General features: G+C 71.0%; 20 protein-coding genes and 1 other RNA gene. 6 read left to right on the top strand and 15 right to left on the bottom strand.

Translation table 11 applies throughout. The annotated features are described in order from the left end of the window. Positions 1–98 precede the first annotated feature (98 nt). From K1J60_RS27145 to K1J60_RS27090, 12 genes are all read right to left on the bottom strand, one after another. A complete protein-coding gene (locus tag K1J60_RS27145) occupies positions 99–890 on the bottom strand; it encodes an anti-sigma factor family protein (RefSeq protein ID WP_220648476.1) in 792 nt (263 codons plus the stop codon). Between the two features lie 29 nt (positions 891–919). Further along, positions 920–1,495, bottom strand: coding sequence for a sigma-70 family RNA polymerase sigma factor (locus tag K1J60_RS27140; protein ID WP_013003188.1), 576 nt, complete (start codon positions 1,493–1,495; stop codon positions 920–922). A gap of 290 nt (positions 1,496–1,785) precedes the next feature. Next, positions 1,786–2,376, bottom strand: a complete 591-nt coding sequence (locus tag K1J60_RS27135) for a CGNR zinc finger domain-containing protein (protein ID WP_220648475.1) — start codon at positions 2,374–2,376, stop codon at positions 1,786–1,788. 256 nt (positions 2,377–2,632) lie between these two features. Then, on the bottom strand, positions 2,633–3,823 hold the full coding sequence (locus K1J60_RS27130; protein ID WP_220648474.1) for a uroporphyrinogen-III synthase: 1,191 nt from the start codon (positions 3,821–3,823) through the stop codon (positions 2,633–2,635). Between the two features lie 238 nt (positions 3,824–4,061). Continuing rightward, complete coding sequence (locus K1J60_RS27125; protein WP_220648473.1) at positions 4,062–5,444, bottom strand: nitrate/nitrite transporter; 1,383 nt, start codon at positions 5,442–5,444, stop codon at positions 4,062–4,064. 202 nt (positions 5,445–5,646) lie between these two features. Continuing rightward, positions 5,647–7,038: a serine hydrolase domain-containing protein gene (locus K1J60_RS27120; RefSeq protein ID WP_259407935.1), complete on the bottom strand. Its 1,392-nt coding sequence runs from the start codon at positions 7,036–7,038 to the stop codon at positions 5,647–5,649. 244 nt (positions 7,039–7,282) lie between these two features. Next, a complete protein-coding gene (locus tag K1J60_RS27115; RefSeq protein WP_220648472.1) occupies positions 7,283–7,738 on the bottom strand; it encodes a helix-turn-helix domain-containing protein in 456 nt (151 codons plus the stop codon). 154 nt (positions 7,739–7,892) lie between these two features. Continuing rightward, positions 7,893–8,708, bottom strand: coding sequence for a hypothetical protein (locus K1J60_RS27110; protein WP_220648471.1), 816 nt, complete (start codon positions 8,706–8,708; stop codon positions 7,893–7,895). 118 nt (positions 8,709–8,826) lie between these two features. Next, positions 8,827–10,065 (bottom strand): acyltransferase family protein, encoded by a 1,239-nt coding sequence (locus K1J60_RS27105; RefSeq protein ID WP_220648470.1) that lies wholly within the window; start codon positions 10,063–10,065, stop codon positions 8,827–8,829. After that, positions 10,062–12,371, bottom strand: a complete 2,310-nt coding sequence (locus K1J60_RS27100; RefSeq protein WP_220648469.1) for a glycosyltransferase — start codon at positions 12,369–12,371, stop codon at positions 10,062–10,064. The genes K1J60_RS27105 and K1J60_RS27100 overlap by 4 nt, the downstream gene beginning before the upstream one ends. After that, the gene (locus K1J60_RS27095; protein WP_259407934.1) at positions 12,371–13,345 is read right to left on the bottom strand and encodes a hypothetical protein; all 975 of its coding nucleotides are present in this window, start codon (positions 13,343–13,345) and stop codon (positions 12,371–12,373) included. The genes K1J60_RS27100 and K1J60_RS27095 overlap by 1 nt, the downstream gene beginning before the upstream one ends. A gap of 161 nt (positions 13,346–13,506) precedes the next feature. Next, a complete protein-coding gene (locus K1J60_RS27090) occupies positions 13,507–14,481 on the bottom strand; it encodes a LysR family transcriptional regulator (RefSeq protein ID WP_220648468.1) in 975 nt (324 codons plus the stop codon). A gap of 83 nt (positions 14,482–14,564) precedes the next feature. Between K1J60_RS27090 and K1J60_RS27085 the strand changes: the two genes are divergently transcribed. The 6 genes from K1J60_RS27085 (at position 14,565) to K1J60_RS27060 (ending at position 22,446) form a co-directional block, all read left to right on the top strand. Beyond that, complete coding sequence (locus K1J60_RS27085; RefSeq protein ID WP_220648467.1) at positions 14,565–15,956, top strand: MFS transporter; 1,392 nt, start codon at positions 14,565–14,567, stop codon at positions 15,954–15,956. 98 nt (positions 15,957–16,054) lie between these two features. Next, a complete protein-coding gene (locus tag K1J60_RS27080; RefSeq protein ID WP_220648466.1) occupies positions 16,055–17,353 on the top strand; it encodes an ABC transporter substrate-binding protein in 1,299 nt (432 codons plus the stop codon). Beyond that, the gene (locus tag K1J60_RS27075; RefSeq protein ID WP_220648465.1) at positions 17,350–18,303 is read left to right on the top strand and encodes a carbohydrate ABC transporter permease; all 954 of its coding nucleotides are present in this window, start codon (positions 17,350–17,352) and stop codon (positions 18,301–18,303) included. Before K1J60_RS27080 ends, K1J60_RS27075 begins: the two co-directional genes overlap by 4 nt. After that, positions 18,300–19,124, top strand: a complete 825-nt coding sequence (locus K1J60_RS27070; protein ID WP_220648464.1) for a carbohydrate ABC transporter permease — start codon at positions 18,300–18,302, stop codon at positions 19,122–19,124. Before K1J60_RS27075 ends, K1J60_RS27070 begins: the two co-directional genes overlap by 4 nt. Positions 19,125–19,150: 26 nt before the next feature. Further along, positions 19,151–21,436, top strand: a complete 2,286-nt coding sequence (gene yicI, locus K1J60_RS27065; RefSeq protein ID WP_220648463.1) for an alpha-xylosidase — start codon at positions 19,151–19,153, stop codon at positions 21,434–21,436. Further along, positions 21,433–22,446 (top strand): LacI family DNA-binding transcriptional regulator, encoded by a 1,014-nt coding sequence (locus tag K1J60_RS27060; protein ID WP_220648462.1) that lies wholly within the window; start codon positions 21,433–21,435, stop codon positions 22,444–22,446. Before yicI ends, K1J60_RS27060 begins: the two co-directional genes overlap by 4 nt. A 76-nt stretch (positions 22,447–22,522) precedes the next feature. Here the strand turns inward: K1J60_RS27060 and ssrA are convergent. The 3 genes from ssrA to K1J60_RS27045 form a co-directional block, all read right to left on the bottom strand. Beyond that, positions 22,523–22,909, bottom strand: a transfer-messenger RNA (tmRNA) gene (gene ssrA / locus K1J60_RS27055). A gap of 131 nt (positions 22,910–23,040) precedes the next feature. Continuing rightward, positions 23,041–23,583 (bottom strand): SsrA-binding protein SmpB, encoded by a 543-nt coding sequence (gene smpB, locus K1J60_RS27050; RefSeq protein WP_259408318.1) that lies wholly within the window; start codon positions 23,581–23,583, stop codon positions 23,041–23,043. Positions 23,584–23,655: 72 nt separating this feature from the next. Next, entirely contained in the window at positions 23,656–24,855 is a 1,200-nt protein-coding gene (locus K1J60_RS27045) for a S41 family peptidase (protein WP_220648461.1), read from the bottom strand. Between the last annotated feature and the right edge of the window lie 31 nt (positions 24,856–24,886).

Genomic DNA, 24,886 nt, shown 5'->3' with positions numbered 1-24,886 from the left:
AGCCGTCCACCGTACGCGAAAAGGACCCCGCCAGGCTATGTGCCCTACCGGGGTCCGTCCGCTGCTTGCCGCGAGGAGTGGCGTTTCGCCTCGACGGGTTACGCCTTGACCGAGACGAGCTTCTTGCCGCTGAAGGTCAGAACCTCGAAGTGGTCGATCTCGTCGGGGGTGAAGGCAGCGCCGCCGTGGACGTAGAGCGGGTTCCTCGCCTGCTCGGTCTTGGCGTTCTTGATGCCGTAGCCCCACTCCGGGACGGACCAGGAGGTGACCGTCTCACGCTCGCCGTTCTTGCCGACGGCGATCAGCGAGCACTTCTCCGGACCCTTGACGTTCTTCAACTCCAGGACCGCGTGCGTGCCCCAGGCCTTGGACTCCATGCCGACCGTGGCGCTGACCTGGGTGGACGCGTCGGTGGAGGAGACCTTGTCCGACGCCTTCATGTGCGTGAAGGACTCCTGTGCCGCGCTGAAGGTCTGGCCCTCCTTCGGCGCCTCGTCCCCGCCGCCGCCCGTCGTCGCGAACACCGCCGTCGGGCCGCCGACGATCAGGGCCACGCCGGCCGCCAGCATGAAGAAGTTCCGTCGGCTCTTCTTCGCGCGGTGCTGGACGACCTCGACGACCAGGCGGTCCGCGAGGCCCGTGGTCGGTTTCGCGGACAGCGACTCGCCGATGGCGGGCGTGCCCTGGGCGGCGGGCAGGTCCGCGAGCGCGGCCAGCATCGGTTCCATACCGGCCAGCTCGTCGAGCTGTTGTCCGCACCACTCGCACGTGGCGAGATGCATCTCGAACTGTGTGGCCTCGGCGTCGTCCAGTATCCCGAGGGCGTACGCGCCGACGGTCTCGTGGATGTTGTCGCCGGAACCTTGGGCTCCTTGCACAGATCCGGGCATTCCCGGTCCATACCCCCCGTAGATGTTGCTCATGCCGTCACCCCGCGCTCCTCTAGAGCCAGCTTCATCGACCGCAGGGCGTAGAACACCCGGGAGCGGACGGTGCCACTGGGGATGCCAAGCGTCTCGGCCGCCTCATTGACCGTACGCCCTTTGAAATAGGTCTCGACCAGGACCTCCCTGTGGGCAGGGGTCAGGTCGTCCAGCGCGTCCGACAGTGTCATCAGCCACAACGCCTTGTCGATCTCGTCCTCCGCGGGGATGACCTCCAGCGGCGACGGGTCGACCTCCTGCGGCCGGGCCTGCCGGCTGCGGTGGCCGTCGATGACGATGCGGCGTGCGACCGTCACCAGCCAGGGGCGTACCGATCCGGTCGCTCGATTGAGCTGACCGGCGTTCTTCCAGGCCCTGATGAGAGTTTCCTGCACAACGTCCTCGGCACGCTGGCGGTCGCCCGCGACCAGACGCAGCACGTACGCGAGCAAGGGTCCAGCGTGCTCGCGGTACAGCGCGCGCATCAGCTCCTCGTCTGGCTCTGAGGGCTGTGATGCGCGATGTCGGGCCCTGTGCGGGCGTTCATCGGCCACAGCGGAATCCTTGCGCACGGCTACCTCCGGTGTCCGGGGGTTCCCCCAGTCGGTCGCTCACATCGGGATACGTAGGTAACCAGTTGTGTGTTCAGAGTTGAGCCACAACTTTCTCGATTCAACGCGGGAAAAGTGAGGCAGGTGGGGGACAAGTGGTCCCATATCCACGCTTAAACCGGCACGCATGGACGGGAATTGTGAAGACACCCGCGTCGCGATGTGAAAAACAGCACTGCTGCTTCTTTACGGCTACCCGGGGTTTGCCCAACTTCCGGACTGGGTAAGGCGGGTGGGCATTTCGGTGCCAACTACGCGCGGGCGCGGGCCAGATCGGCCCGGCGGCGGTGTCGGGCCACGCGTTCGCGGTTGCCGCAGATCTCGCTGGAGCACCAGCGGCGCCGCCGGCCGCGGGAGGTGTCGACGTACACGACGGGGCAGTTGTCGCCGGCGCACTGGCGCAGGCTCGCGCAGGCGTCGGGGTCGGTGAGCAGCTCCACGGTGTCGCGGGCGAGCAGGGCGAGCAGGGCTGCGCAGTCGGGGGTGCGGTCGAGTGCGCGGGTGAGGGTGCCGTCGGCGCCGCGGACGGCGCGGAGGACCGGAGTCGCCGCGCGGGCCAGGTCGTTGACCCTCGCCAGGGAGAGGTCGAAGGCGCGGGGGTCCGGGGCGCGGTCGGGGACGGTGCGCACCAACCGGGCGATGTGGCCGCGCAGTTCTCTGAAGCCGACGAGCCAGTGGGGGGTGACGTGGTCGAGGGGCGTGCCCTCGGGGACCAGGTGGGCGGCGGTGATCCAGGTGCGCAGGCCGGTCGGGGAGTCGAGTTGTTCCTCGGGGTGGGTGGTGGTGAGGAAGTCCAGGCAGAGGTGGCCGCAGTCGAAGCGAGGGGGTTGGGGATGTGCCATGCGCCTGTCACCGCCCTTGGGTTGCCGGCCGGCAGGGGTGCGTTTGAGAGGTACGTACCCCTTACAGTGCCTGGGCGCACCCGGTGAGGGGAACCTGCGGTGCTCGGGCGGGTCGGGTCGCCCCCGCCGCCCCTTCCCGTCCCGTCCTGAAGGGGCTGCGCCCCTTCGACCCCCAGCCGTCCGTCCGGTGGGGGCTGGTCGCGCAGTTCCCCGCGCCCCTTTCGGGCCTTCGGCCCTCAGGGCCGCGGGCGACTCCTCACGCGTCGTACTTCGCGTCCGCCGCCGGGTCCAGGGCAAGGCGGTAGCCGCGCTTGACCACGGTCTGGATGAGTTTCGGGGTGCCGAGGGCCGTGCGGAGGCGGGCCATCGCCGTCTCCACGGCGTGTTCGTCGCGGCCCGCGCCGGGGAGGGCGCGCAGGAGGTCGGAGCGGGGGACGACCCAGCCGGGCCTGCGACAGAGCGCGCGGAGCAGGGACATGCCGGCCGGGGGCACGGGGCGCAGGGCCCCGTCGACGAGGACCGCGTGGCCGCGGATCTCCACATGGTGGCCGGCGACGGGCAGCGTGCGGGCGCGGCCGGGGAGTTCCTGGCACAGGAGTTGGACGAGGGGGCCGAGGCGGAAGCGTTCGGGCTGGACCGTGTCCACGCCGTGCGCCTGGAGCGGCAGGGCGGTCACCGGGCCCACACAGGCGGGCAGGACGTCGTGGTTCAGCGCGTTGAGCAACTCCGGGAGCAGGCCCCGGTCCTCGGCGCGGGAGAGCAGGGACGCCGCCGCGGGAGCGCTGGTGAAGGTGAGGGCGTCGACGCCGCGGCCGACCGTCGCATCGAGGAGGCGGTCCACGGGGGTGATGTCCTCGGGCGGCATCCAGCGGTAGACGGGGACGCCGACCACCTCCGCTCCCCCGGCGCGCAGGGACTCCACGAAGCCGGGAAGCGGTTCGCCGTGGAGCTGGACGGCGATGCGGCGGCCCTCGACCCCCTGCTCCAGCAGACGGTCGAGCACCTCGGCCATGGACTCCGAGGAGGGGGACCACTCCTCCGTGAGACCGGCGGCGCGGATCGCGCCCTTCACCTTCGGTCCGCGGGCCAGGACCTCGACACCCCGCAGCCGGTCGAGCAGGGCCTCGCCGAGGCCCCAGCCGTCCGCCGCCTCGACCCAGCCGCGGAAGCCGATGGCCGTCGTCGCCACCACGATGTCGGGCGCCTGGTCGAGCAGGCCCTTGGTCGCGGCGAGCAGTTCGCTGTCGTCGGCGAGCGGCACGATGCGCAGCGCGGGGGCGTGCAGGACCGCGGCGCCGCGGCGCTGGAGCAGCGCCCCGAGCTCGTCGGCCCGGCGGGCGGCGGTGACGCCCACGGTGAAGCCGGCGAGCGGCCCGTGTTCGGTCTGCGCCACCCGGTCCGCTCGGTCGGTGCGGTCAGTCCGGTCCGTTCGATCTGTCCGGTCCATCCGATCCATCAGAACCGTCCTGTCTGGTCGATCGGCTCGATCTGATCGCTCGGGTCGCTGCTGTTCGTCGTACATGGCTCTCGTCCCGCAGTCGAGTCGTTGCACTCAGTCGAAGCTCTGTGCGGGTGCACCGATTGGTGCGCCCACATGCCGAACGAGCCTGTCAACGGCGCGTGACAGGCTCGGTTCGGCTTGATGTCGCTGGTGTTACGTCGCACGTGTCACGGCATGGGCGATGTCACACCTCGGCGTAGCTGAGCTGCGGCTTCGCCTCCGTCGCGGCCGTCGTCGTAGAGGCGTTCGAGGCCGAGCGGCGAAGGTATACGGCCCAGGTCACCGCGAAGCAGAGCCCGTAGAAGGCGAGGAAGGCGATGAAGGCGCCGGTGCCGGAGCCCACGGAGAGGAAGGACTGCCGGAAGGCCAGGTTGATGCCGAGGCCGCCGAGGGCGCCCACCGCGCCGATGATGCCCATGGAGGCACCGGAGAGACGGCGTCCGTAGGCCGCGGCCTCCTCGCCCTCCAGGCCCTTGGCGAGGGCCTTGGCCTGGAAGATGCCCGGGATCATCTTGAAGGTGGAGCCGTTGCCGAGTCCGGTGAGGACGAAGAGCGCGATGAACGCGGTGGTGAAGAGCGGCAGCGACTTCTGCATGGAGGCGATGACGATGATTCCGGTGGCGGCGGCCATGCCGACGTAGTTCCACAGGGTGATCTTGGCGCCGCCGTACTTGTCGGCGAGCGCGCCGCCGAGGGGCCGGATCAGCGAGCCGAGCAGCGGGCCGATGAAGGTGACGTAGGCGGACTCCAGGGGCGTACGGCCGAACTGGGTCTGCAGGACGAGGCCGAAGGCGAAGCTGTAGCCGATGAAGGAGCCGAAGGTGCCGATGTAGAGGAAGGACATGATCCAGGTGTGGGCCTCCTTCACGGCGTCCTTCGCGGCACCGGTGTCGTTCTTCACGGACGCGATGTTGTCCATGTAGACGGCGGCGAGGACCGCGGCGATGACGATGAAGGGGATGTAGATCCCGAGCAGGACGCGGGGGCCTCCGGAGGCGCCGATGACGGCGAGACCGATGAGCTGCACGACCGGGACGCCGATGTTGCCGCCGCCCGCGTTGAGACCGAGCGCCCAGCCCTTCTTACGCAGCGGGAAGAAGGCGTTGATGTTCGTCATGGAGGAGGCGAAGTTGCCGCCGCCGATGCCGGCGAGCATCGCGCAGATCAGGAATGTGTTGAACGAGGTCCCCGGCTCCATCACGACGAAGGCCGCGATGGTCGGGATCAGCAGCAGGCTCGCGGAGACGACCGTCCAGTTGCGTCCGCCGAAGATCGCCACCGCGAAGGTGTACGGGATGCGGACGATGGCGCCGACCAGCGTGGCCATCGAGACGAGGAAGAACTTGTCGGCCGGGGTGAGCCCGTACTCGGGGCCCATGAAGAGCACCATCACCGACCAGACGGTCCAGATGGAGAAGCCGATGTGCTCCGAGAGCACCGAGAAGAAGAGGTTGCGGCGGGCGACCTTCTCGCCTGTCTCGTTCCAGAAGGCTTCGTTCTCAGGGTCCCAGTGCTGAATCCAGCGGCCTCCCCTGCTCGATGCGGGGGCAGTGCTCGGGGCTGTCATGACGCCTCCACGTTCTCCGGGCTCCGGTGTCGCGATGCGGTGATGAGGGGTGATGAGTCCCGAAGGTAGGGAGAGCGCGTTTCCTGCCTGTGGCACCGGGTGACCGGAAAGGAACTTTGCTCTCACGTGCGGGCGGACCGGCCGGTGAGGAATCGGTGAGCAGGGCGTCATACCGGGTGGACACCTGGCGGATACCCGGTGGTCACGCCACTTTCGGCGCGGCCCTCATGCCAATGTAGGCGCACCGGGTGCCGTCGCTGAGCGTGGCGAAGACCACAGGCATCCAGTCCTCCGCGAACGAGGCACCGCCGCCCGCCCCGGCGAACACCGTGTCCGACAAGGGCACGAGTTCCATCTCCAGGTCCGGCGAGTAACCGACCATGCCGTCCACGAAGGCGTACGTGAGGTGCGGTGTGCCGTTCCTCTCGCCGATCGTGATGACGACTCCCTCCCTCTTGTACGTACCGGTCCAGGGCGTGATGTCGACGGTGGGCGGCTCGGCGGGCGGGGCGAACGGGGCGGGCAGCGTGATTCCGGCCAGCTCCGCCAGCAACTCGCGCAGCAGGTCGGCGTAGAGGAGGCGGGAGGAGCCGCCGTTGGTGAGCAGCGCGACGGCGACGCCCTCGGTGGGCACCACGCGGAGGAAGGCGTACTGGCCGGTCGCGGCGCCGTCGTGGCCGTAGCCCGGCACGCCGTCCCAGTCGTACAGCGTCCAGCCGAGGCCCCAGCCGTCGGCGCTGACCGTCCACTTGTCCGGGACGTCGGTCTCGCGGGCCTGCATGGCCGTCACCGTCTCGGGGCGGAGGATGCCGGCGCCCCCGTCGAGGTGGGCCTTGGCGTACCGGACGACGTCCCCGGCGGTGGCGAGCACCCGGGCGCCCGGTCCGGCCGCGCGCGGCATCAGGTCCCAGACCGGGGCCGGGGTCTGCGCCCCGTCCTCCCCCGCGAGGTGTCCCATCGCCACGCGGAACGGCAGCGCCTCCTCGGGCAGGGTCATGGAGTGCGCCAGCCCGAGCGGCGCGAACACCCGCTCCTTGAGCGCCTGGTCCCAGGTGAGCCCGGTCAGCACCTCGACGATCCGGCCGAGGACGACGTATCCGATGCCGCTGTACGACACCGCCGTACCCGGCGGGCAGTCCATCGCCACGCCCTTCGCGGCCTCGACGTAACGGGCGATCGCGTCGTCGCCGCGCCCGGTGTCGATGTGGAAGTCGCAGGTCAGACCGCTGGTGTGGGAGAGCAGCATGCGGGGCGTGATGACCTCGGTGGCGGCCGGGTCGACGGTCGCGAACTCCGGCAGCACCTGCACCACCGGGACGTCCAGGTCGAGTTCGCCGGACTCCACCAGCTGCATGACGAGGGCGGCGGTGTAGACCTTCGCGATCGAGCCGAGCTGGAAGACGGAGTCGGTGGTGGCCTCCACGCCGGTCGCGCGGCTGAGCACCCCGCTCGCGAGTTCGTGGACCTCGCCGTCGACGACGAAGGCGAGGCTCGCGCCGGGCACGTCGTGGGTGGCGCGGAGGGTGTCGAGGCGACGCTGCCAGTGGGCGAGGTCGAGGGCGGGGGTACGGGCGGGGGCGGTGGGCCGGGACATGGCGGATCCTCCGGGACGTGTGCGGGCGGGGCCGCCGCCGTGCGTTGCGCGGCGACACGGAACACCGTACGCATTGCGCACAGTGTGCGCAAGCACGAACGGCGTTCCGGGCTGAGCGCGCGAAGGCCGCGTACGGCGACTGCCGCACGCGGCCTTGGATCGGGGAGGGCTTCGGAGACGGGGGTGGCTGGGGCAGAGGGCCGTCAGGGAGCAGGTGCGCGTCAGGTCACCCGGGCGGCGGTGGTCAGTTGCCCGCCTGGTCGTCCGCGGCGGCTTCCGGGGCGTGGGGGACGCCGAGTCTGAGCTGTTCGGTGATCTGGACGAAGGCTGCCCGGAGGTGTTCCGGGATGCCGAGAGCGGTGGCCGCCTGCTCGGCGGAGAGCGTGTGGTCGCCGGGAGCCGTGCCGGTCCCGGGTGGCGTGGGGGTGGAGGGCAGGTCCTGCTCGGTCAGCTTGCCCGAGCGGATCAGAACCTCCCGCACCGGGACGCCGAGCGCCCGGGACAGACCGCGCATCGTGTCCAGATCGGGCATGCTCTGCCGCTGCAGCAACCGGGTGATGGCCGCCCGGTGCACCCCCGCGTCCTCGGCGAGCTTGGTCTTTCCACCGCCCCGGGGGCTGTCGATGTCGTACCCGCGCGCCCGCATCACGCCTTGTATCCAGGCCGCGAACTCGTCGATGTGTGCGGCATCGCTCTTCATGGTGGACGCTCCTTCCCTCCCCCTCAGTCGCCACCGCCCCACCGCTTGGTTGCCCCGGCCCTCACGGTGGGACCGGCGACGAGCGGGAGACAGGGACACAGCGGTGGGGGTGGGCCGAAACCCGGCCCACCCCCCACCGACGTACCGGAGCGCGTCAGCTCGACGACTCGCCCACATAGCTGAGCGTGTCCGTGCCGCCGGCCTCCCAGGTGATGACCACGTCGTCGCCGGAGCGGCGGACCGTGGCGAAGGTGACGTCCTCGTCGCTGACGTCCTTCGAGGCCATGGGGGTCAGGGCCATACGGAAGTTGTTCTCGTCGCGGTAGGCGCCGACACCGGTCATGATGCCCTTGCCGCCGACCATGTCTATGTAGGAGAGCGGGTGCTGGCCCTTGCCGTCACCGCTGGTCTGCTCGGCACCGATGGTCAGGGTCCGGGCCTCGTCGTCCTGCCACTGGCCCTCGACGCCCCTGGCGGGCGCGGTGCTCGCGCCGCCGTCGTCCAGTCCGCCGTCGGGCGTTCCGGTGCCCTCGTCGGTGGTGTCGTCCCCGGTGGCCTCCTCCGTCGGGGTCGCGGAGCCGGTCTCCGTGGCCGAGACGCTCTGCTCGGGCTTGGCCGTGGTGTCGTCGTCCCCGTCGGCGGTGAGGAGGAAGACTCCCCCGCCGATCACCGCGAGCGCCGCCACGACGGCCACGATGATCAGCGCGACTTTGCCACCGCTACCACCGGAGGGCGGGGGCGGCGGCGGATAACCGCCGTACTGGGGCCCGTAGTTCGGTGCCCCCGGCACCCCCGGCGCCCCGTACGGCGGCTGCCCGCCGGCCCCGTACGGCTGCTGCGGAGCCGTCGCGTACGGGTTCGGCGGCTGGCCGGGCACCTGGCCCGGAGGCGGGTACGACCCCGGGTACGGCTGCTGCGGCGGCTGGGTTCCATAACCGTCGTACGGCGGCTGGCCGGGAGGCTGGGTCATCGGCGGGTGTCACTCCTTGAGTCGCTCCGACGAGGCGAGCAGTGCGAGGAACACCTGCCTCAAGCGAGCCCAACATCCAACACCCGGCCAGTCGTACGCAAGTGCGTATCCCGGTTGGTTACCGGGTCAGTACACGACGGGCCGGCCACCACCGCGGCCTGCGCCGGGCCGCCAGATCCTCCGCCCAGCCGAAGGCGACGACACAGACGGCGATCAGCAGCCAGGTCACGACCAGCACGGGCCAGACGCTCTCCAGCAGCCACGGGACGTGCTGTTCGAGGAACACCACGTCCCACAGCCGGTCCCACTGGGTCGCGGCGATCAGGATGCAGGTGTTGTGCCAGAGATAGATCGTCACCGCACGGGCGTTGAGGAGGGTGATCAGCCCGTCCCAGCGGCGCAGCCGGTCCGGCCACTCCTGCCACGACGGGCTGATGTGCAGCAGCAGCGCCACCGTGCCGACGGACCAGAGCGCCTGGGCGAACGGCATGCTGTCCAGGTCGTTGCCGGTGCCGAAGTCGTGGTTCAGGGCGTACCAGAGGCCGACCAGGGCGACCGCCGGGGCCACGGAGGGGACGAGATAGCGCGGGAGGCGCGCGAGGATGCCCTCCTGGTGGGCCATGCCGAGGATCCAGCAGGCGCCGAACGTGCTGAAGTCCGTCAGCCCCGACGCGAACCGCTCGCCCGGCAGCTGGAGCAGGCCCAGCTCGAAGACCCCGGCCAGCGCGATCGGCGCGAGGACCGTCACCGCCGGTACCGCCCGCAGCGCGCGGAGCAGCAGCGGGGAGAGGACGACGTACCAGAGGTAGGCGCGGACGTACCAGAGAGGTCCGGCGAGTTCCCCGGCCCAGTCGGCGCCGACGAGGCCCTGGACCGCGGGCAGGCCCTCGGCGTAGGGCGGGTCGCTGATCGGGAGGATCCAGAAGGTGAGGTGGAACCACCACCAGGCGGGATGCCCGTCCGCGTCCGGTCCCCATCCCTGGACCACCATCGCCGTCACGCCGACGACGCCCAGCAGCCACACCGGCGGCAGCAGTCGGCGGAGCCGGCCCCGGACGACCCCCAGGGCCGGGCGCCTCAGCGAGCGTGCCATGAGGTTGCCGGCGAGGGCGAACATCACGCCCATGGAGGGGAAGAGGAGCGGCAGCCAGGCCCAGCCGGTGAGGTGGTAGAGCACCACCCGGAAGAGGGCGAGGGCCCTGAGGAGGTCGAAGTAGCGGTCCCGGCCGGGGGCGCGGGCGGGACCGTCCTGCGGTCCGGCGCCGGCCTGCGGGGGCACGCCCGGCGCGGTGGAGCCGGCCTGTGAGCCGGGTTGCGAGGAGTCGGGCGGCGTGGAGCCGTGCGCGAGGGTGCTCATCCGACCGGCCTCCGCTCCCCCGTCTGCTGCTGGGGCACGGCCCCCTCCGGCGGCGCGCCGGGCAGCCCCACGGCCCCCGTCCGCCGCAGCTTCTGCCAGCGCAGCCGGCCGCCGGTCAGCGCCGTGATCCACGACTGGAGCAGGACGACGTACATGAGCTGGCGGTAGAGGAGCTGCTGGAGCGGGAGGGAGATCAGATGGGTCATGCGCTCCTTGTCCAGGTGGAACGCCAGGGCCGCGCAGACCACCTGGACGGCGAGGACGCCCAGCCAGGCGCCGATCGTCTTCTCCGTGGGCCCGAAGATCAGCCCGTAGAGCAGGAACACGTCGATGAGCGGGGCCAGCAGGGGCGCCACCACCATGAACAGCGAGACCAGCGGAAGGCCCACGCGTCCGAAGCGGCCGGAGGGGCCGCGGTCGAAGAGCGAGCCACGGTGCTTCCAGATCGCCTGCATGGTGCCGTACGACCAGCGGTAGCGCTGGGACCACAGCTGCTGGACGGATTCCGGGGCCTCGGTCCAGGCGCGCGCGTTCTCCGCGTAGACGACGTGCCAGCCGTCGCGGTGCATGGCCATGGTGATGTCGGTGTCCTCGGCGAGGGTGTCCTCGCTCATCCCGCCGACGCGTTCGAGGGCCTCGCGGCGGAACGCCCCGACCGCGCCGGGGATCGTCGGCATGCAGCGCAGGATGTCGTACATGCGGCGGTCGAGGTTGAAGCCCATCACGTACTCGATGTGCTGCCAGGCGCCGATGAGGGTGTCCCGGTTGCCGACCTTGGCGTTGCCGGCGACCGCGCCGACACGGGGGTCGGCGAAGGGCTGGACCAGTTCGCGGACGGTGGACGGTTCGAAGACCGTGTCGCCGTCCATCATGACGATGATCTCGTGCCGGGCGTTGGCGATGCCCCGGTTGAGGGCGGCGGGCTTGCCCGCGTTGAGCTGCCGTACGACGCGGACGCCCGGCAGGTCCTTGCCCAGCTCCTCGACGATGCCGGCCGTGCCGTCGCTGGAGCCGTCGTCGATGACCAGCACCTCGATGGGGTGGTCGCTCGCCACCAGGGAACGGACCGTCTTCTCGATGCACTTGGCCTCGTTGTACGCGGGGACGAGCACCGAGACGGGTTCCGTGATCGGCCCGTTCGGGCCCCAGCGGAAGGTGCGGCGGCGGACCTTGCGGGCGTGCGCGACCGACAGGATCAGCATCAGGCCGAAGCGGGCGAGGACGAGGACGCCGACGACCGCGAGGGCGACGACGAGGACGCTCGTGGTCCTCTCCGAGACCTGCACCAGGGTGACCCAGACCTTGCCCTTCACCAGGCCGAGGCCGGTGACCGGGGTGTGGGCGCTGGGGGCCTTCAGGGCGCCGGTCAGGGTGTCGAACTTGTAGCCCTTGACCTGGAGCTGGGGGATGTAGCGGTCCAGCGCGGCGACGGTCTGGGAGCGGTCGCCGCCGGAGTCGTGCATCAGCACGATCGCGCCGTCGCCGCGCTCGGGCGTGGACCGGCGGATGATCTCGGCGACGCCCGGCCGCTTCCAGTCCTGGCTGTCGGTGTCGCTGACGACGGTGATGTAGCCGCGGCTGCCGATGTACCGCGTCACCGGCCACGTCCGGTTGTCCATGCGCTCCGAGAACGACGAGTACGGCGGCCGGAACAGCGAGGTGCGGATACCGGCGGCGCCCGCGAGCGCCAGCTGGTTCTGGGAGAGCTCCCAGTCGATGCGGTCCTTGGTCTGCAGCGAGAGGTCCGGGTGGTTGAAGGTGTGCAGACCGATCTCGTGGCCCTCGTCGACCATGCGCCGGACCAGGTCCGGGTAGCGGGAGGCCATGGTGCCGGTGATGAAGAAGACGGCCTTGGCGTCGTGCTTCCTCAGCATGTCGAGGACCTTGGGGGTCCACCGCGGGTCCGGCCCGTCGTCGAACGTCAGGACCAGCTCGTAGTCGGGGACCTCCAGGCTGCGCCGGCGTTCCGAGCGGGTGTCGATGACGGGCCCGCCCTTCAGTATGTCCTTCGGCACCCGGTCGTTCGAGACGGGCGGCCGGACCCGGTGGTCCGCGAGGATCTCGCTGTGCACGTAGCCGCGCAGCATGAGCATGGCCATCAGGGCGAGGAGCAGGACGCAGGGCAGCAGATGGCGCAGCGGCACCCGCCGCCCGGAACGCTTCTTCGGGCTTCTGCGCGCACGCTTCGCGGAGCCGTTCCCCGTGGTGTCGTCGGTGCCGCCCGTACCGCTCGTCGAGGAACGCGGCGAGCGGGTGGGGCGCTTGGCGGCACGCGAGGGCGTGCCGCCGCGCTGGGAGCGGGTCATCAGGCGGGTGTCTCCGGGTTCTGCGGGTCCTGCGGGCTCGACGGCTCCTGCGGGCTCTGCGAGCCTTCCGAGGTCGCCGGGGCGGGCTCGACGGGCGCCGGGGAGGCCGGACCGCCGGCGACGGTGTCCGTGCCGCCGTCCGGAGCGGGGCCGGGGTCGGTGGTGTCCGAGGGCGTGGGCGACGGCGAGCCCGAGGGGCTGGGGTCGACCTTCGGCGGCTCGGACGCGGAGGCGGACGGCTCGGGGTCCTTGGCGCTGGTGCTCGGCTTCGGCTGTGGCACCACGCCGGCGCTGGGCCGGGCCGAGGGCTCGGCACCGTCGGACGACTCGGGCTGCCGGGCCCGTCCCGACGCGCCGGTCGGCGACTTGGCGCCGGGCGAGACCGTCGCTCCCGCGCGGCCGCCACCCGGACCGGCGTCGGGTACGAAACCGTCCGCCGTGTCGGACCGCTCGTCCGACTCGGCCGGCAGTGGAGGTGTGTCCACCTTGCTCGCCGGCTTGTCGTCCTTCTGCATCGGCACCGGCAGCCAGGGGGCGTCGGAGTTGCCCGACACCAGGGTGCCGACGATGACCACGGCGTACGCCGCGCAGGCGGTGCCGACGGCGATACCGAGCCGCCGGTAGAGGTTGCGGCGCCGCCCCGACTCGTCGACGAAGACCGGCCCCTCGGAGTCCTGACCGGCACCCGCCGCGTCCCCGTTCTTCCCGGCGTGTCTGCCGGTTCCCTCCTCCACCTCACGCCCGACGCCGTCGAGTTGGACGGTCACCTCGTGCGGATCGTGGTTGCGCCCGGGCTGGTCGGGCCGCTCCCAGGGCGCGGCCTCCACCTGGGAGACCGCTCCCGTCCTGCCGGCGGCGTCGGGCCAGACCACCTCGTCCCCCGAGTCACCACCACTACCACCACGGCCCGGACCCGGGCCCTCGCCCTCGGTCCGCTTCGGCTGAATGCCCTTGGGCCAGTTGTCGACGTGCACGCACTTCCCCCCACGGGATCGTTCCAGGTGCGTGTTCGATGCCGGGCTGTCGCACTTTCCTGTACCGGACCGGGCCCCCACCCGATCCGGGGCGCCCCACCCATTCACACGCACCCGGGCCAACGAATGTATGGGCGGGAAAGATGTGCATGTGTGGGACGTCAGGTGAAGGTCATCATGATGAGTGCATCTGTGGGCGGAATCCACCCGTCCGCCGGATGTGACAGCCATACTTCCGCCCGCGCCAGCTCGGCGGCGGCCCGCCGCAACGCGTCGAGCCCGGGATGGCGGAGCCCTTTCCGCCACACCAGCGAGACCGGGGACAGCGGCACGGGATCGACGAGCGGCCGCGCCACCGTGCCCGGCATGGGCGGGAAGTCCACCACCGCCAGCACCGGTGACCTGGTCTTGGCCATCATCCGCTGGAACTCCTCCTCCCCCACGGCCAGCGGGGCGGGCGGCGCGACCTCGATCCCCCGCCCCTCGAAGAGCCGCGCCGCCAGATCCGTCCACTCCGGCGTACGGGGGTTCCCGGCCCCCGCGTACACCCGCTCGCCCGCGAGCTCCGCCAGCGGTACGGCGTCCAGTGCGGCCAGCCGGTGGTCCTCGGGCAGGATCACCGTCATCGGCGTGTACCGCACCGGCTGCTGTGCGAGGCCGGCCCGGACCGCCGGTCCGAGCCCCGCGAACCTCCCGAACGACACGTCCAGCCGCCCCGCGAGGATCTCGGCCGCCGCGTACGTCAGCCCGCTCTCGTAGCGGGCCATCAACTCCAGCTCCGGCGCGAGCTCCCGGGCCCGCCGCAGCACCCGTGCGCCGGTGGCCAGCCCCGGCGAGTTGAGGTCCACCAGCAGGGGGCGGGCCTGCCGGAACGCGGCCACCAACTCCTCCTGTGCCGCCAGCACCCGCCGCGCGTGGGGCACCAGCCGCTCCCCGTCCCCCGTCAGCACCACCTGCCGGGTGCTGCGCACGAACAGCTCCACCCCCAACTCCCGCTCCAGCCGCCGGACATCCCGGCTGAGTGCCTGCTGGGCGACGTAGAGCCGAGCGGCGGCCCGGGTGAAGTGCAGTTCCTCGGCGACGGCGAGAAACCCCCGGAGCAACCGGGGGTCGACGGCAAAGGGCGTGGTGGACATCCGCCGAATTTACAACCGGGGTGCGTGAATCACCACGGAGCAGGTGTTGGACGGTGGATCATGAACGGGGCGACGGTATCCCCATGCCGCACCGCGAACCCGCCGAGCAGCACGGCCCACTGCTGACCGTCACCGCCGACACCCTCGTGGCGGCCGACTTCACCTCTCGTCGCACCTCGGGGGCCACGCCCCGAAAGGGGCGCGGGGAACCGCGCGAGAAGCCCCACCGGACCCGTACCCGCCGACGCACCACCACCCCCACCCCCTACCGCGCCCTCTTCCAGCACCCCGGCACCCTCCGCTTCGCCGCGGCCGCCCTCCTCGCCCGCCTCCCCATGGGCATGTTCAGCGTGAGCGCGATCCTGATGATCGCCGGCGCCCGCGGCTCCTACGCCCTCGCCGGCGCGGTCGTCGCCACCGGCCTCGGCGCCACCGCCCTGGTCGCCCCCTGGACCGCCCGGCTGGTGGACCGCCACGGCCAGGCCAGGATCGCCGTACCCGCCACCGCCGTCGCCCTCCTCGGCGGCCTCTCGCTGATCGCCTGTGTCCGCTGGAACGCTCCGGACTGGACCCTGTTCGCCTCGTACGCGGCCACCGCCCCGGTCCCCAACACCGGCGGCATGTCCCGCGCCCGCTGGGCCCATCTCCTGAAGGACGACCCGGCCGCCCTGCACACCGCCAACTCCTTCGAACAGGCGGCGGACGAACTCTGCTTCATGCTCGGCCCGGTCCTCGCCGCCGTCCTGTGCACCACCCTGTTCCCCGAGGCCGGCACCCTGGTCGGCGGCCTGCTCTGCATGACGGGCGTCCTGCTCTTCGCCGCCCAGCGCGCCACGGAACCGCCGCCCACGGGCCGCACGACCGCGAAGTCCCCCCTGCGCGCCCCCGGCATCCCGCCGCTCCTCGCCGTCTTCCTCGCCACCGGCGCGGTCTTCGGGTCCCTGGAGGTCGTCACCATCGCCTACGCGGACGCCCGGGGCCACGCCTCCTGGGCGGGTGTGATCCTCGGCCTCCAGGCGGCCGGCTCCTGCGCGGCGGGGCTGGCCTACGGCGCGCTGCGGGTGACGGGCCCGGCGGAGCGCCGCTTCCGCCGGTGCCTTGCCGCGATGACCGCCCTGATGGCCCTCCCCTGGCTCACCGCCGCCGGCACCGGGTCCCTGCTGTTCCTCGCCCCGGCCCTCCTGCTCGCCGGCATGGCCACCGCCCCCACGATGGTCACCGCCATGGCCCTGGTCCAGCACCGCACCCCGCAGGGCCGGCTGAACGAGGGCATGACCCTCGCCGTCACGGGTCTGCTCGGCGGGATAGCGGGCGGCTCCGCCCTGGGCGGCTGGGTCGCGGAACACGCCCCGGCGGCGGGCACCGGCTTCGCCTCCGGCGCGACCGGCTTCGCGGTACCGGTGGCCGCGGCGGCCCTGGCTCTGCTGATCGCGATGATCCGGACGAATTCCCGCGCACCCATTGACGCACTCTGAGCCCACCCTTACCTTCCGTCGAAGCGCTTCGACGTCCGGCGTCGAAGCGATTCGACCACACCGTTCGACGATCCATCCGACTCCCCTGGAGGCACAGGATGTCAACGGCACGAAGGCGTATGACGGCGGTCGCGGCGGCGGCCCTGAGCGGGGCGCTGCTCCTGACCTCCTGCGGCGGCTCGGACGGCGGCGGGGGCGGGGACGGCAGGACGCTCCGCCTCTGGCACTACGAGGGTCCCGACAGCGCGATGGGCGTGGCGTGGAACGCGGCGATCGAGGAGTTCGAGAGGACACATCCGGGCGTCGAGGTCGAGTTCGAGGAGAAAGGCTTCGAACAGATCCGCAAGACGGCCCCGATGGTCCTCAACTCCTCCGACGCGCCCGACCTGATGGAGTACAACAAGGGCAACGCGACGGCCGGGCTCCTGTCCAAGCAGGGCCTTCTCACCGACCTCACCCCGGAGGTCACCGCGCGCGGCTGGGACAAGAAGATCGGCGCGGGTGTCCGCACCACCAGCCAGTACGACACCGACGGGGTCATGGGCTCCGGCAAGTGGTACGGCGTGCCGAACTACGCCGAGTACACGATGGTCTTCTACAACAAGGACCTCTTCGCGGAGCACGGCATCGCCGAGCCCACCACGCTCGCCGAACTCACCGCCGCCATGGACGAGTTCGTCGAGGCCGACATCACCCCGCTGGCCAACGCCGGTGCCGAGTACATGGCACAGCAGTACCTGTACCAGCTGGCGCTGAGCAAGGCGGACCGTGCCTGGGTGAACGCCTACGAGCTGTACCAGGGCGAGACCGACTTCCACGACGCCGCGTGGACGTACGGGGCGCGGACCTTCGCCGACTGGGTGGAGAAGGGGTACATCAGCGAGAAGTCGACGGGGACGAAGTCCGAGGACGCGGGCGTCTCGTTCATCCAGGGCAAGGCGCCGATGCTGTTCTCGGGAAGCTGGTGGTACGGCCGCTTCCAGGCGGAGAACCAGTTCGACTGGGGCACCTTCCCGTGGCCGGGCACCGACCTCACGCTCGGCTCGGGCGGCAACCTCTGGGTCGTCCCCGAGGGGGCGAAGAACAAGGAACTCGCCTACGACTTCATCGACATCACCATGTCGGAGAAGATCCAGAACCTGCTGGGAGAGAAGGGCGGGGTCCCGGTGGCCGCCGACCCGACCGCCATCACCGACCCACGGGCCAAGGAGCTGATCGCCGACTTCAACACCCTCTCCGAGAAGGACGGTCTGGCCTTCTACCCCGACTGGCCCGTGCCCGGCTTCTACGACGTCCTCGTCTCCGAGACCCAGAAACTGATCACCGGCGGCTCGGACCCGGACGCCTACCTGGACGCGATCGGGGAGGCGTACGAGAAGGACGCGCCGAAGCGATGACGGTGACCGTCGAACGGGGGTCGGCGGCCGGTGGGAAGCGCCACTCCGGCGGCGCCGCCCACCGCCCCCGCCGCCCCGGTGACTCCTACGCCCTGTTCCTCCTGCCCGGTGCCCTCGCGTTCCTCGCCGTCGTCGTCGTCCCGTTCCTGATGAACACGGGGGTGAGCTTCACCGACTGGCAGGGCGTGGGCGGCCCCGAGTGGTCCGGCCTCGCCAACTACCGGGAACTGGCGGGCGACGAGGACTTCTGGGCGTCGTTCCGGCACAGCCTGTTCATGGTGGTCGCCATGGCCGCCGTGCCGACCGCGCTCGGGCTGGTCCTGGCCGCCGCCCTGTTCGACTTCGTCGGCAAACACTTCGGCGGCCGGGTCACCGCCGTGCTGCGCGCCTGCTTCTACCTGCCCCAGGTGCTGCCGATCGCGGTCGCCGGCATCGTCTGGAGCTGGATCCTCGCCCCGGAGAACGGCTCCCTGAACGAGTCGCTGAAAGCGGTCGGGCTGGGCGGATGGCAGCAGGACTGGCTCGGCGACCCGGACCTCGCCCTCTACACCGTCATGGCCGTGATGGTGTGGGTGCAGCTCGGTTTTCCCCTGGTGGTCTTCATGGCGGGCCTGCAACGCGTCGACCCGGCGCTGTACGAGGCGGCCGAGCTGGACGGCGCCGGCTGGTGGCGCCGCTTCCGCCACATCACGCTGCCGCAGATCCGGCCCGAGATCCACGTCGTCCTGCTCTGGTGCACGATCGCCGCGCTCAAGGTGTTCGGCGCGGTGTACGTGCTGACGAAGGGCGGCCCCGGCGGTGCCACGGACGTGCCGTCCTACTTCTCCTTCACCACGTTCTTCGAGAAGACCCAGGTCGGTTACGGCGCGGCGATCTCCACCGTCCTGACCGTGCTCGTCCTCGCCCTGGCCCTGGTCGGCCTGAAGCTGCAGGAGAGGACCGACGCGTGACCACCGCCCTGCGCCGCTACCCGGTGCTGATCGCCCTGTGCGTCGCGGCCCTGTTCATGATCGTGCCGTTCCTGATCGTCGCGCTCAACGCGGTCAAGTCCCCTGCGGAATATGCCCAGAACGGCCCCCTCAGTCTCCCCGAGGGCTTCCACACGGACGGCGTGAGGGACTTCTGGGAGCGCGTCGACTTCGGCCGGAAGCTCGTCAACTCGGTGCTGATCAGCGGCTCGGTGGCGCTGCTCGCCGTGGTCCTGTCCGTCCTGAACGCGTACGCGATCGGCATCGGCCGGATCAGGGGCCGGACCTGGGTCCTCGCCTTCTTCGTCCTGGCGAACGTGCTCCCGCAGGAGGCGCTGGTCTACCCGGTCTACTACCTGAGCAAGGAGGTCGGCCTCTACGACACGAGGCTCAGCGTGATCATCGTCTTCACGGTGATCCAGGCGGCCTTCGGCACCTACCTCCTCTCCTCGGTCCTCGGGCAGTTCCCCCGCGAGATCGTCGAGGCGGCCCGGATCGACGGCGCGACCAGGTGGCAGGTGCTGTGGCGGATCGTCGTCCCCGTGAGCCGACCCACCCTGGGCGTGCTCCTGGTCTTCTTCTTCATCTGGACCTGGAACGAGTTCCTGCTCCCCCTGGTCATGCTGATCTCCAACGACAACCAGACCGTGTCCGTGGCCCTCGGCGTCCTCCAGGGCCAGCGTCTGATGGACGCCACGATGACCAACGCGGCCGCCCTGCTCGGCCTGCTCCCCGCCCTGGTGTTCTTCCTCCTCTTCCAGCGCACCCTCACCCGCGGCATCGCCGTGGGAGCCGTGAAGTAGGCCGTGACGTAAGGAGATCCCCCCACATGAAGTTCACCGACGGCTACTGGCTGCTCCGCGAGGGCGTCACCGCCGCGTACCCGGTCGAGGTGCTCGACGTCACCGCGACGGAGGGCGGCGCCCTGGAGGTGCACGCCCCGACCCAGCCCATCCGCCACCGCGGCGACCTGCTGAAGGGACCGGTCGTGACGATCAGCGCCCACGCCCCGATGCCCGACGTCATCGGTGTCACGTTCACCCACTTCGAGGGCGAGCGCCCACGCGGCCCGCGCTTCGAGCTGACGAGCGAGGAGTTCACCCCGCACGCCTCCTACGACGACGAGCACGCCACCCTCACCGCCGGAGAACTGTCGGTCCGTGTCTCGCGCGGCGGCCCCTGGCACGTCGACTTCCTCGCCCACGGCCGCACGCTCACCACCAGCGGCCCCAAGTCGATGGGCATCATGCGCGAGGCGTCCGGCGCCCACTACCTCCGTGAACAGCTCAACCTGGGCGTCGGCACCAGCGTCTACGGCCTCGGCGAGCGCTTCGGCCCGCTGGTCAAGAACGGCCAGGTGGTGGACATCTGGAACGCCGACGGCGGCACGGCCACCGAGCAGGCCTACAAGAACGTGCCGTTCTATCTCACCGACGCGGGCTACGGCGTCTTCGTCGACCACCCCGGCAAGGTGTCCTTCGAGGTCGCCTCGGAGGTGGTGTCGCGGGTCCAGTTCAGCGCGGAGACCCAGCAGCTCACGTACTACGTCATCTACGGCCCCACCCCGAAGGACATCCTCCGCAAGTACACCGCCCTCACCGGCCGCCCGGCCCTCCCGCCCGCCTGGTCGTTCGGCCTGTGGCTGTCGACCTCCTTCACCACCTCCTACGACGAGGAGACGGTGACCTCCTTCATCGAGGGCATGCGGGAGCGCCGGCTGCCCCTGTCCGTCTTCCACTTCGACTGCTTCTGGATGCGCGAGTTCCAGTGGTGCGACTTCGAGTGGGATCCCCGGGTCTTCCCCGATCCGGAGGGCATGCTGGCCCGCCTCAAACGCCGGGGGCTGAGGATCAGCGTCTGGATCAACCCGTACATCGCCCAGCGCTCCCCGCTCTTCGCGGAGGGCAAGGCCCTCGGCCATCTCCTGCGCCGGCCGGACGGCAGCGTCTGGCAGTGGGACCTCTGGCAGCCCGGTATGGCGCTGGTCGACTTCACCAGCCCGGCGGCCCGCGAGTGGTACGCGTCGAAGCTGGAGGCGCTGCTCGCCCAGGGCGTCGACTGCTTCAAGACCGACTTCGGCGAGCGGGTGCCCCTGGACGTGGCCTGGTCCGACGGCACGGACCCGGAGCGGATGCACAACTACTACACCTACCTCTACAACCGCACCGTCTTCGACGTCCTGCGCAAACACCGGGGCGAGGGCGAGGCGGTCCTCTTCGCCCGCTCGGCGACGGTCGGCGGCCAGCGCTTCCCCGTCCACTGGGGCGGCGACTGCGAGTCCACGTACGAGTCGATGGCCGAGTCGCTGCGGGGAGGTCTGTCGCTCGGCCTGTCGGGCTTCGGCTACTGGAGCCACGACATCGGCGGCTTCGAGGGCACCCCCTCACCCGCCCTGTTCAAGCGCTGGATCGCCTTCGGCCTGCTCTCCTCGCACAGCCGTCTGCACGGCTCGTCGTCGTACCGGGTCCCCTGGCTCTTCGACGACGAATCGGTCGACGTGCTCCGGAAGTTCACCCACCTCAAGCTCAGCCTCATGCCCTACCTCTACGAGGCCGCGCGCACCGCCCACACCGAGGGGGTGCCGTTGATGCGGGCGATGGTGCTGGAGTTCCCGGACGACCCGGGCTGCGCTCATCTGGAACGCCAGTACATGCTCGGCCCCGACCTCCTCGTGGCGCCCGTCTTCAACGACGAGGGCGACGTCACGTACTACGTCCCCGAGGGCACCTGGACCCGCTTCCCGGACGGCGGCACGGTCACCGGCCCCCGCTGGGTCCGCGAACGGCACGACTTCACCAGCGTGCCGCTCCTCGTCCGGCCGGGCGCGGTCGTCCCGGTCGGCGCGGCGGTGGACCGCCCGGACTACGACCACGCCGACGGGGTCACCCTGCACGCGTACGGCCTCGAACACGGCGCCCAGGTGACGGTCCCGGTGGGCGGGGTGACGTTCACCGTCGTACGGGAGGGGAACGTGCTGCGGGCGTCCTGCGGTGAGCCGCGGGCGGCCTGGGGGCTCGCGGCGCACGGGCGTGAGGTGCGGGCGGAGGCGGGCACGGGGTTCCTGACGCTGGAACTGGACGGGGAGTCCGCTCCCCCGGGAACGAGGGCGATGTGACGGTGAAGATCACGGACGTGGCCCGGCACGCGGGCGTCTCCCCGAGCACCGTCTCGTACGCGCTGAGCGGCAAGCGCCCGATCTCGGCGGAGACACGGGCGCGGGTCGAGGCGTCCATCCGCGAGCTGGGGTACCGCCCGCACGCGGGCGCCCGCGCCCTGGCCAGCAGCAAGTCGAACGTGTTGGCGATGGTGGTGCCGTTACGGGCCGGGATCCATGTGCCGGTGGTCATGCGGTTCGCGGTCTCGGCGGTCACGACCGCCCGCGAACACGACCACGACGTCCTGCTGTTGACGCAGGAGGAGGGCGAGGAGGGCCTGCGGCGGGTGGCGGACTCGGCCCTGGTGGACGCGTTGATCGTGATGGACGTCCAACTCCACGATCCGAGGCTGCCGTTGCTGCGCACGCTGGACCGTCCCTCGGTCCTGATCGGCTTTCCCGCCGATCCCTCCGGCCTGACCTGCATCGACCTGGACTTCAGGACGGCGGGCGAACTGTGTGTGGAGCATCTGGCCGGTCTGGGCCACCGCGTGGTGGGCCTGATCGGCTCGCCGCCCGAGGTCTACGTCCGCCAGACGTCCTTCGCGCAGCGTGTCGTCCAGGGCTTCACCTCCGCCGCCACCCGCAACGGCATGTCCTCCACGGTGCACCCCTGCGAGGCCACCCCGGCGGCGGCCCGCGCGGTCGCGGAACGCCTGCTGCGCGAACAACCGGCCCTCACGGGTGTGGTGATCCACAACGAGGCGGTCCTGGAACCCCTGGTCGACGCGTTCGAGCACCTGGGCCTACGCGTCCCCGCCGACCTCTCGATCACGGCCCTGTGCCCGGACGACGTCGCCGCGGCCCTCCCCGTGCCCGTCACCTCGATCGCCATCCCGGCGGCGGAGGTGGGCGAACAGGCGGTGGCCCTGCTGATGAGGAAGCTCTCCGGCACGCCCGTCCCCGAGGCCACCCTGCTCCCGCCCCGCCTGACCGTACGGGCGAGCACGGCCCGCCGGGTGACGGGATGACCGGGGGCGGGTGACCTGCTGAGAAAAGACGAAAGCCCCGCTGCCTTACGGCAGCGGGGCCTCGCCCACATGGGAATTGTGGAGATGGCGGGAATCGAACCCGCGTCCAACGGTGCAGAACCAGGGCTTCTCCGTGTGCAGTTCGCTGCGATTTTCTCGGCCCCGGCGATCACGCGAACAAGTCGCCGACGGGCCCAGTCACTGTTTGATTTCCCATCGAACCCCGTGACCGGGCTCAATGGTTTAGTTCCCTAGATTATGCCAGGATCCGGGCCGGGAACACTCCCGGGCTGACACCCATTAGGGCCTTCGATCACTGCTTATCAGGCAGCGAGAGCGAAGGTCTGGGAATCGCGCTTGGTGTTGGCGATTATTGGTTGCGACATATGGTTAACGAGATCATTGCCGCTTCCTCGACACGCTTCCCCTGCCTCAACAGCCGCTGTCGAAACCGATCATCCCCATGTTTGCCACTCTTGAATTGAATACCGCTCAATGCCCTCCGGGGAGGACATCCACACCCGCTGTGGGGTGCAGGTGCCATCGTACGTGACCAACGCGAGCCGATGCCACCGTATTCCCGGCGGCCTAGCCCTACTGGCCCCGCTGCTTCCGCTTCGCCGCCGCGATCGCCCGGTCCGACTCCCGCCGGTCCTGCTTCTCCCGCAGCGTCTGCCGCTTGTCGTACTCCTTCTTGCCTCGCGCGAGCGCGATCTCGGCCTTGGCCCGGCCGTCCTTGAAGTACAGGGCGAGGGGCACGATCGTGTGGCCCGTCTCCTGCGCCTTGGACTCCAGCTTGTCGATCTCCTCGCGGTGCAGCAGGAGCTTCCGCTTGCGGCGCGCGGAGTGGTTGGTCCAGCTGCCCTGGTGGTACTCGGGGATGTGGGCGTTGTGCAGCCACGCCTCGCCCCCGTCGATCTGGACGAAGCCGTCGGCCAGCGAGGTCCGGCCCTGACGCAGCGACTTGACCTCCGTGCCCGTCAGCACGAGGCCGGCCTCGTACGTGTCGATGATCGCGTAGTCGTGCCGGGCCTTCTTGTTCTGGGCGACGATCTTCTTCTTGCCGCCCTTCTCGCCGTCCCGGCCCTTGACGGCCGCCCCGCCCTGCTTGGGCTGGGACTCTTTCGGTACGTACATTCCCTTGCTCATAGTGCCGTCCATTTTCGCACCACGGAGGGGGTGCGAGGGAAGCCGATTAACGAGGGCGGCTCATTGCCCGAGACCGCTCAGCACCGTCTCGGCCCGCTGCAGGGCGTCCTCGTCCGCTTCGAGGTCGGGGGTGATGCCCCGGCCGTCGACGCCCCGGCCCGAGGGGGTGCGGTAGTGGCCGACGGTCAGTTCGGCGACGGAGCCGTCGGGGAGGCGGCTGGGCATCTGCACGGAGCCCTTGCCGAAGGTGCGGGAGCCCACGACCACCGCGCGTCCCCGGTCCTGGAGGGCTCCGGTGAGCAGCTCGGCCGCGCTCATCGTGCCGCCGTCGACGAGCGCGACCAGGGGTCTGGTGGTGTCGCCGCCGGGTTCGGCGTGCAGGGCCCGCTGCCTGCCCTTGACGTCGTACGTGGCGACGAGGCCCCCGTCGAGGAAGACGGAGGCGGCGGTGACGGCCTCGGAGACCAGACCGCCGGAGTTGCCACGGAGGTCGAGGACGAAGCCTGCGGCGTCGGGGGACTGCTCGACGGCGGCTCGTACGAGATCGCCGGAGCCCTTGGTGAACGCGTCGACGGTGATGACGCCGACCCCGCCGGCGGTGCGGCTCACGGTCACGTCCTCGGTGGAGAGGCGGGCCCGGCGCAGGGTCGCGGACCAGGTCCGGCCGGCGCGCTCCAGCACCAGCGTCACCTTCGTACCGGCGGCCGCGCTCTTCGGGGCCCCGGCGTTCCCGGTGCCCTCGTCGATCGCGTCGCCGCGGAGTAAGGAGACGACCTCGGTGACCGGGCGGCCGTCGACCTTCTCGCCGTCGACGCCGACGAGGCGGTCCCCCGCGCGGATCCCGGCGCGGGCGGCGGGTGAGCCGCCCTGCACCCGGGTCACCTCGATCCGGCCGTCGCGCTCCAGCCGGGTCCAGAGGCCGACGCCGGTGTACTCGCCGTCGAGGGCCTCCTCGAACTGCTCGTACTCGCCCTCGGAGTAGACCGCGCCCCACCGGTCGCCGCTGCGGCTGACGGCACGCTCGGCGGCCTCCACGGGGGACTTGCCCTCGGCCATGGCCTCGGCGGCGGCGTCGGCGACGTCCTGCTCCTTGTCGGCCGGGGCGGAGCGGGAGGGGTTCGTGACGGGCGTGGTCCCACCGCGCGGGCCGTCGAAGGAGCCGGTCGCGGCGCCGGTGGCGAGCACGCTCGCGAAGACCAATGTCAGGGCTGCCCCGCGGCCGATGCGGCGGGGCTGGGAGAACAGGTCTCGGCCTGACATGTCGGCGAGTCTAGGACAACGCGAAGGGCCG

Source organism: Streptomyces akebiae, from assembly GCF_019599145.1.
GTDB lineage: Bacteria > Actinomycetota > Actinomycetes > Streptomycetales > Streptomycetaceae > Streptomyces > Streptomyces akebiae.
This window is presented reverse-complemented; position numbering and strand designations above follow the sequence as displayed.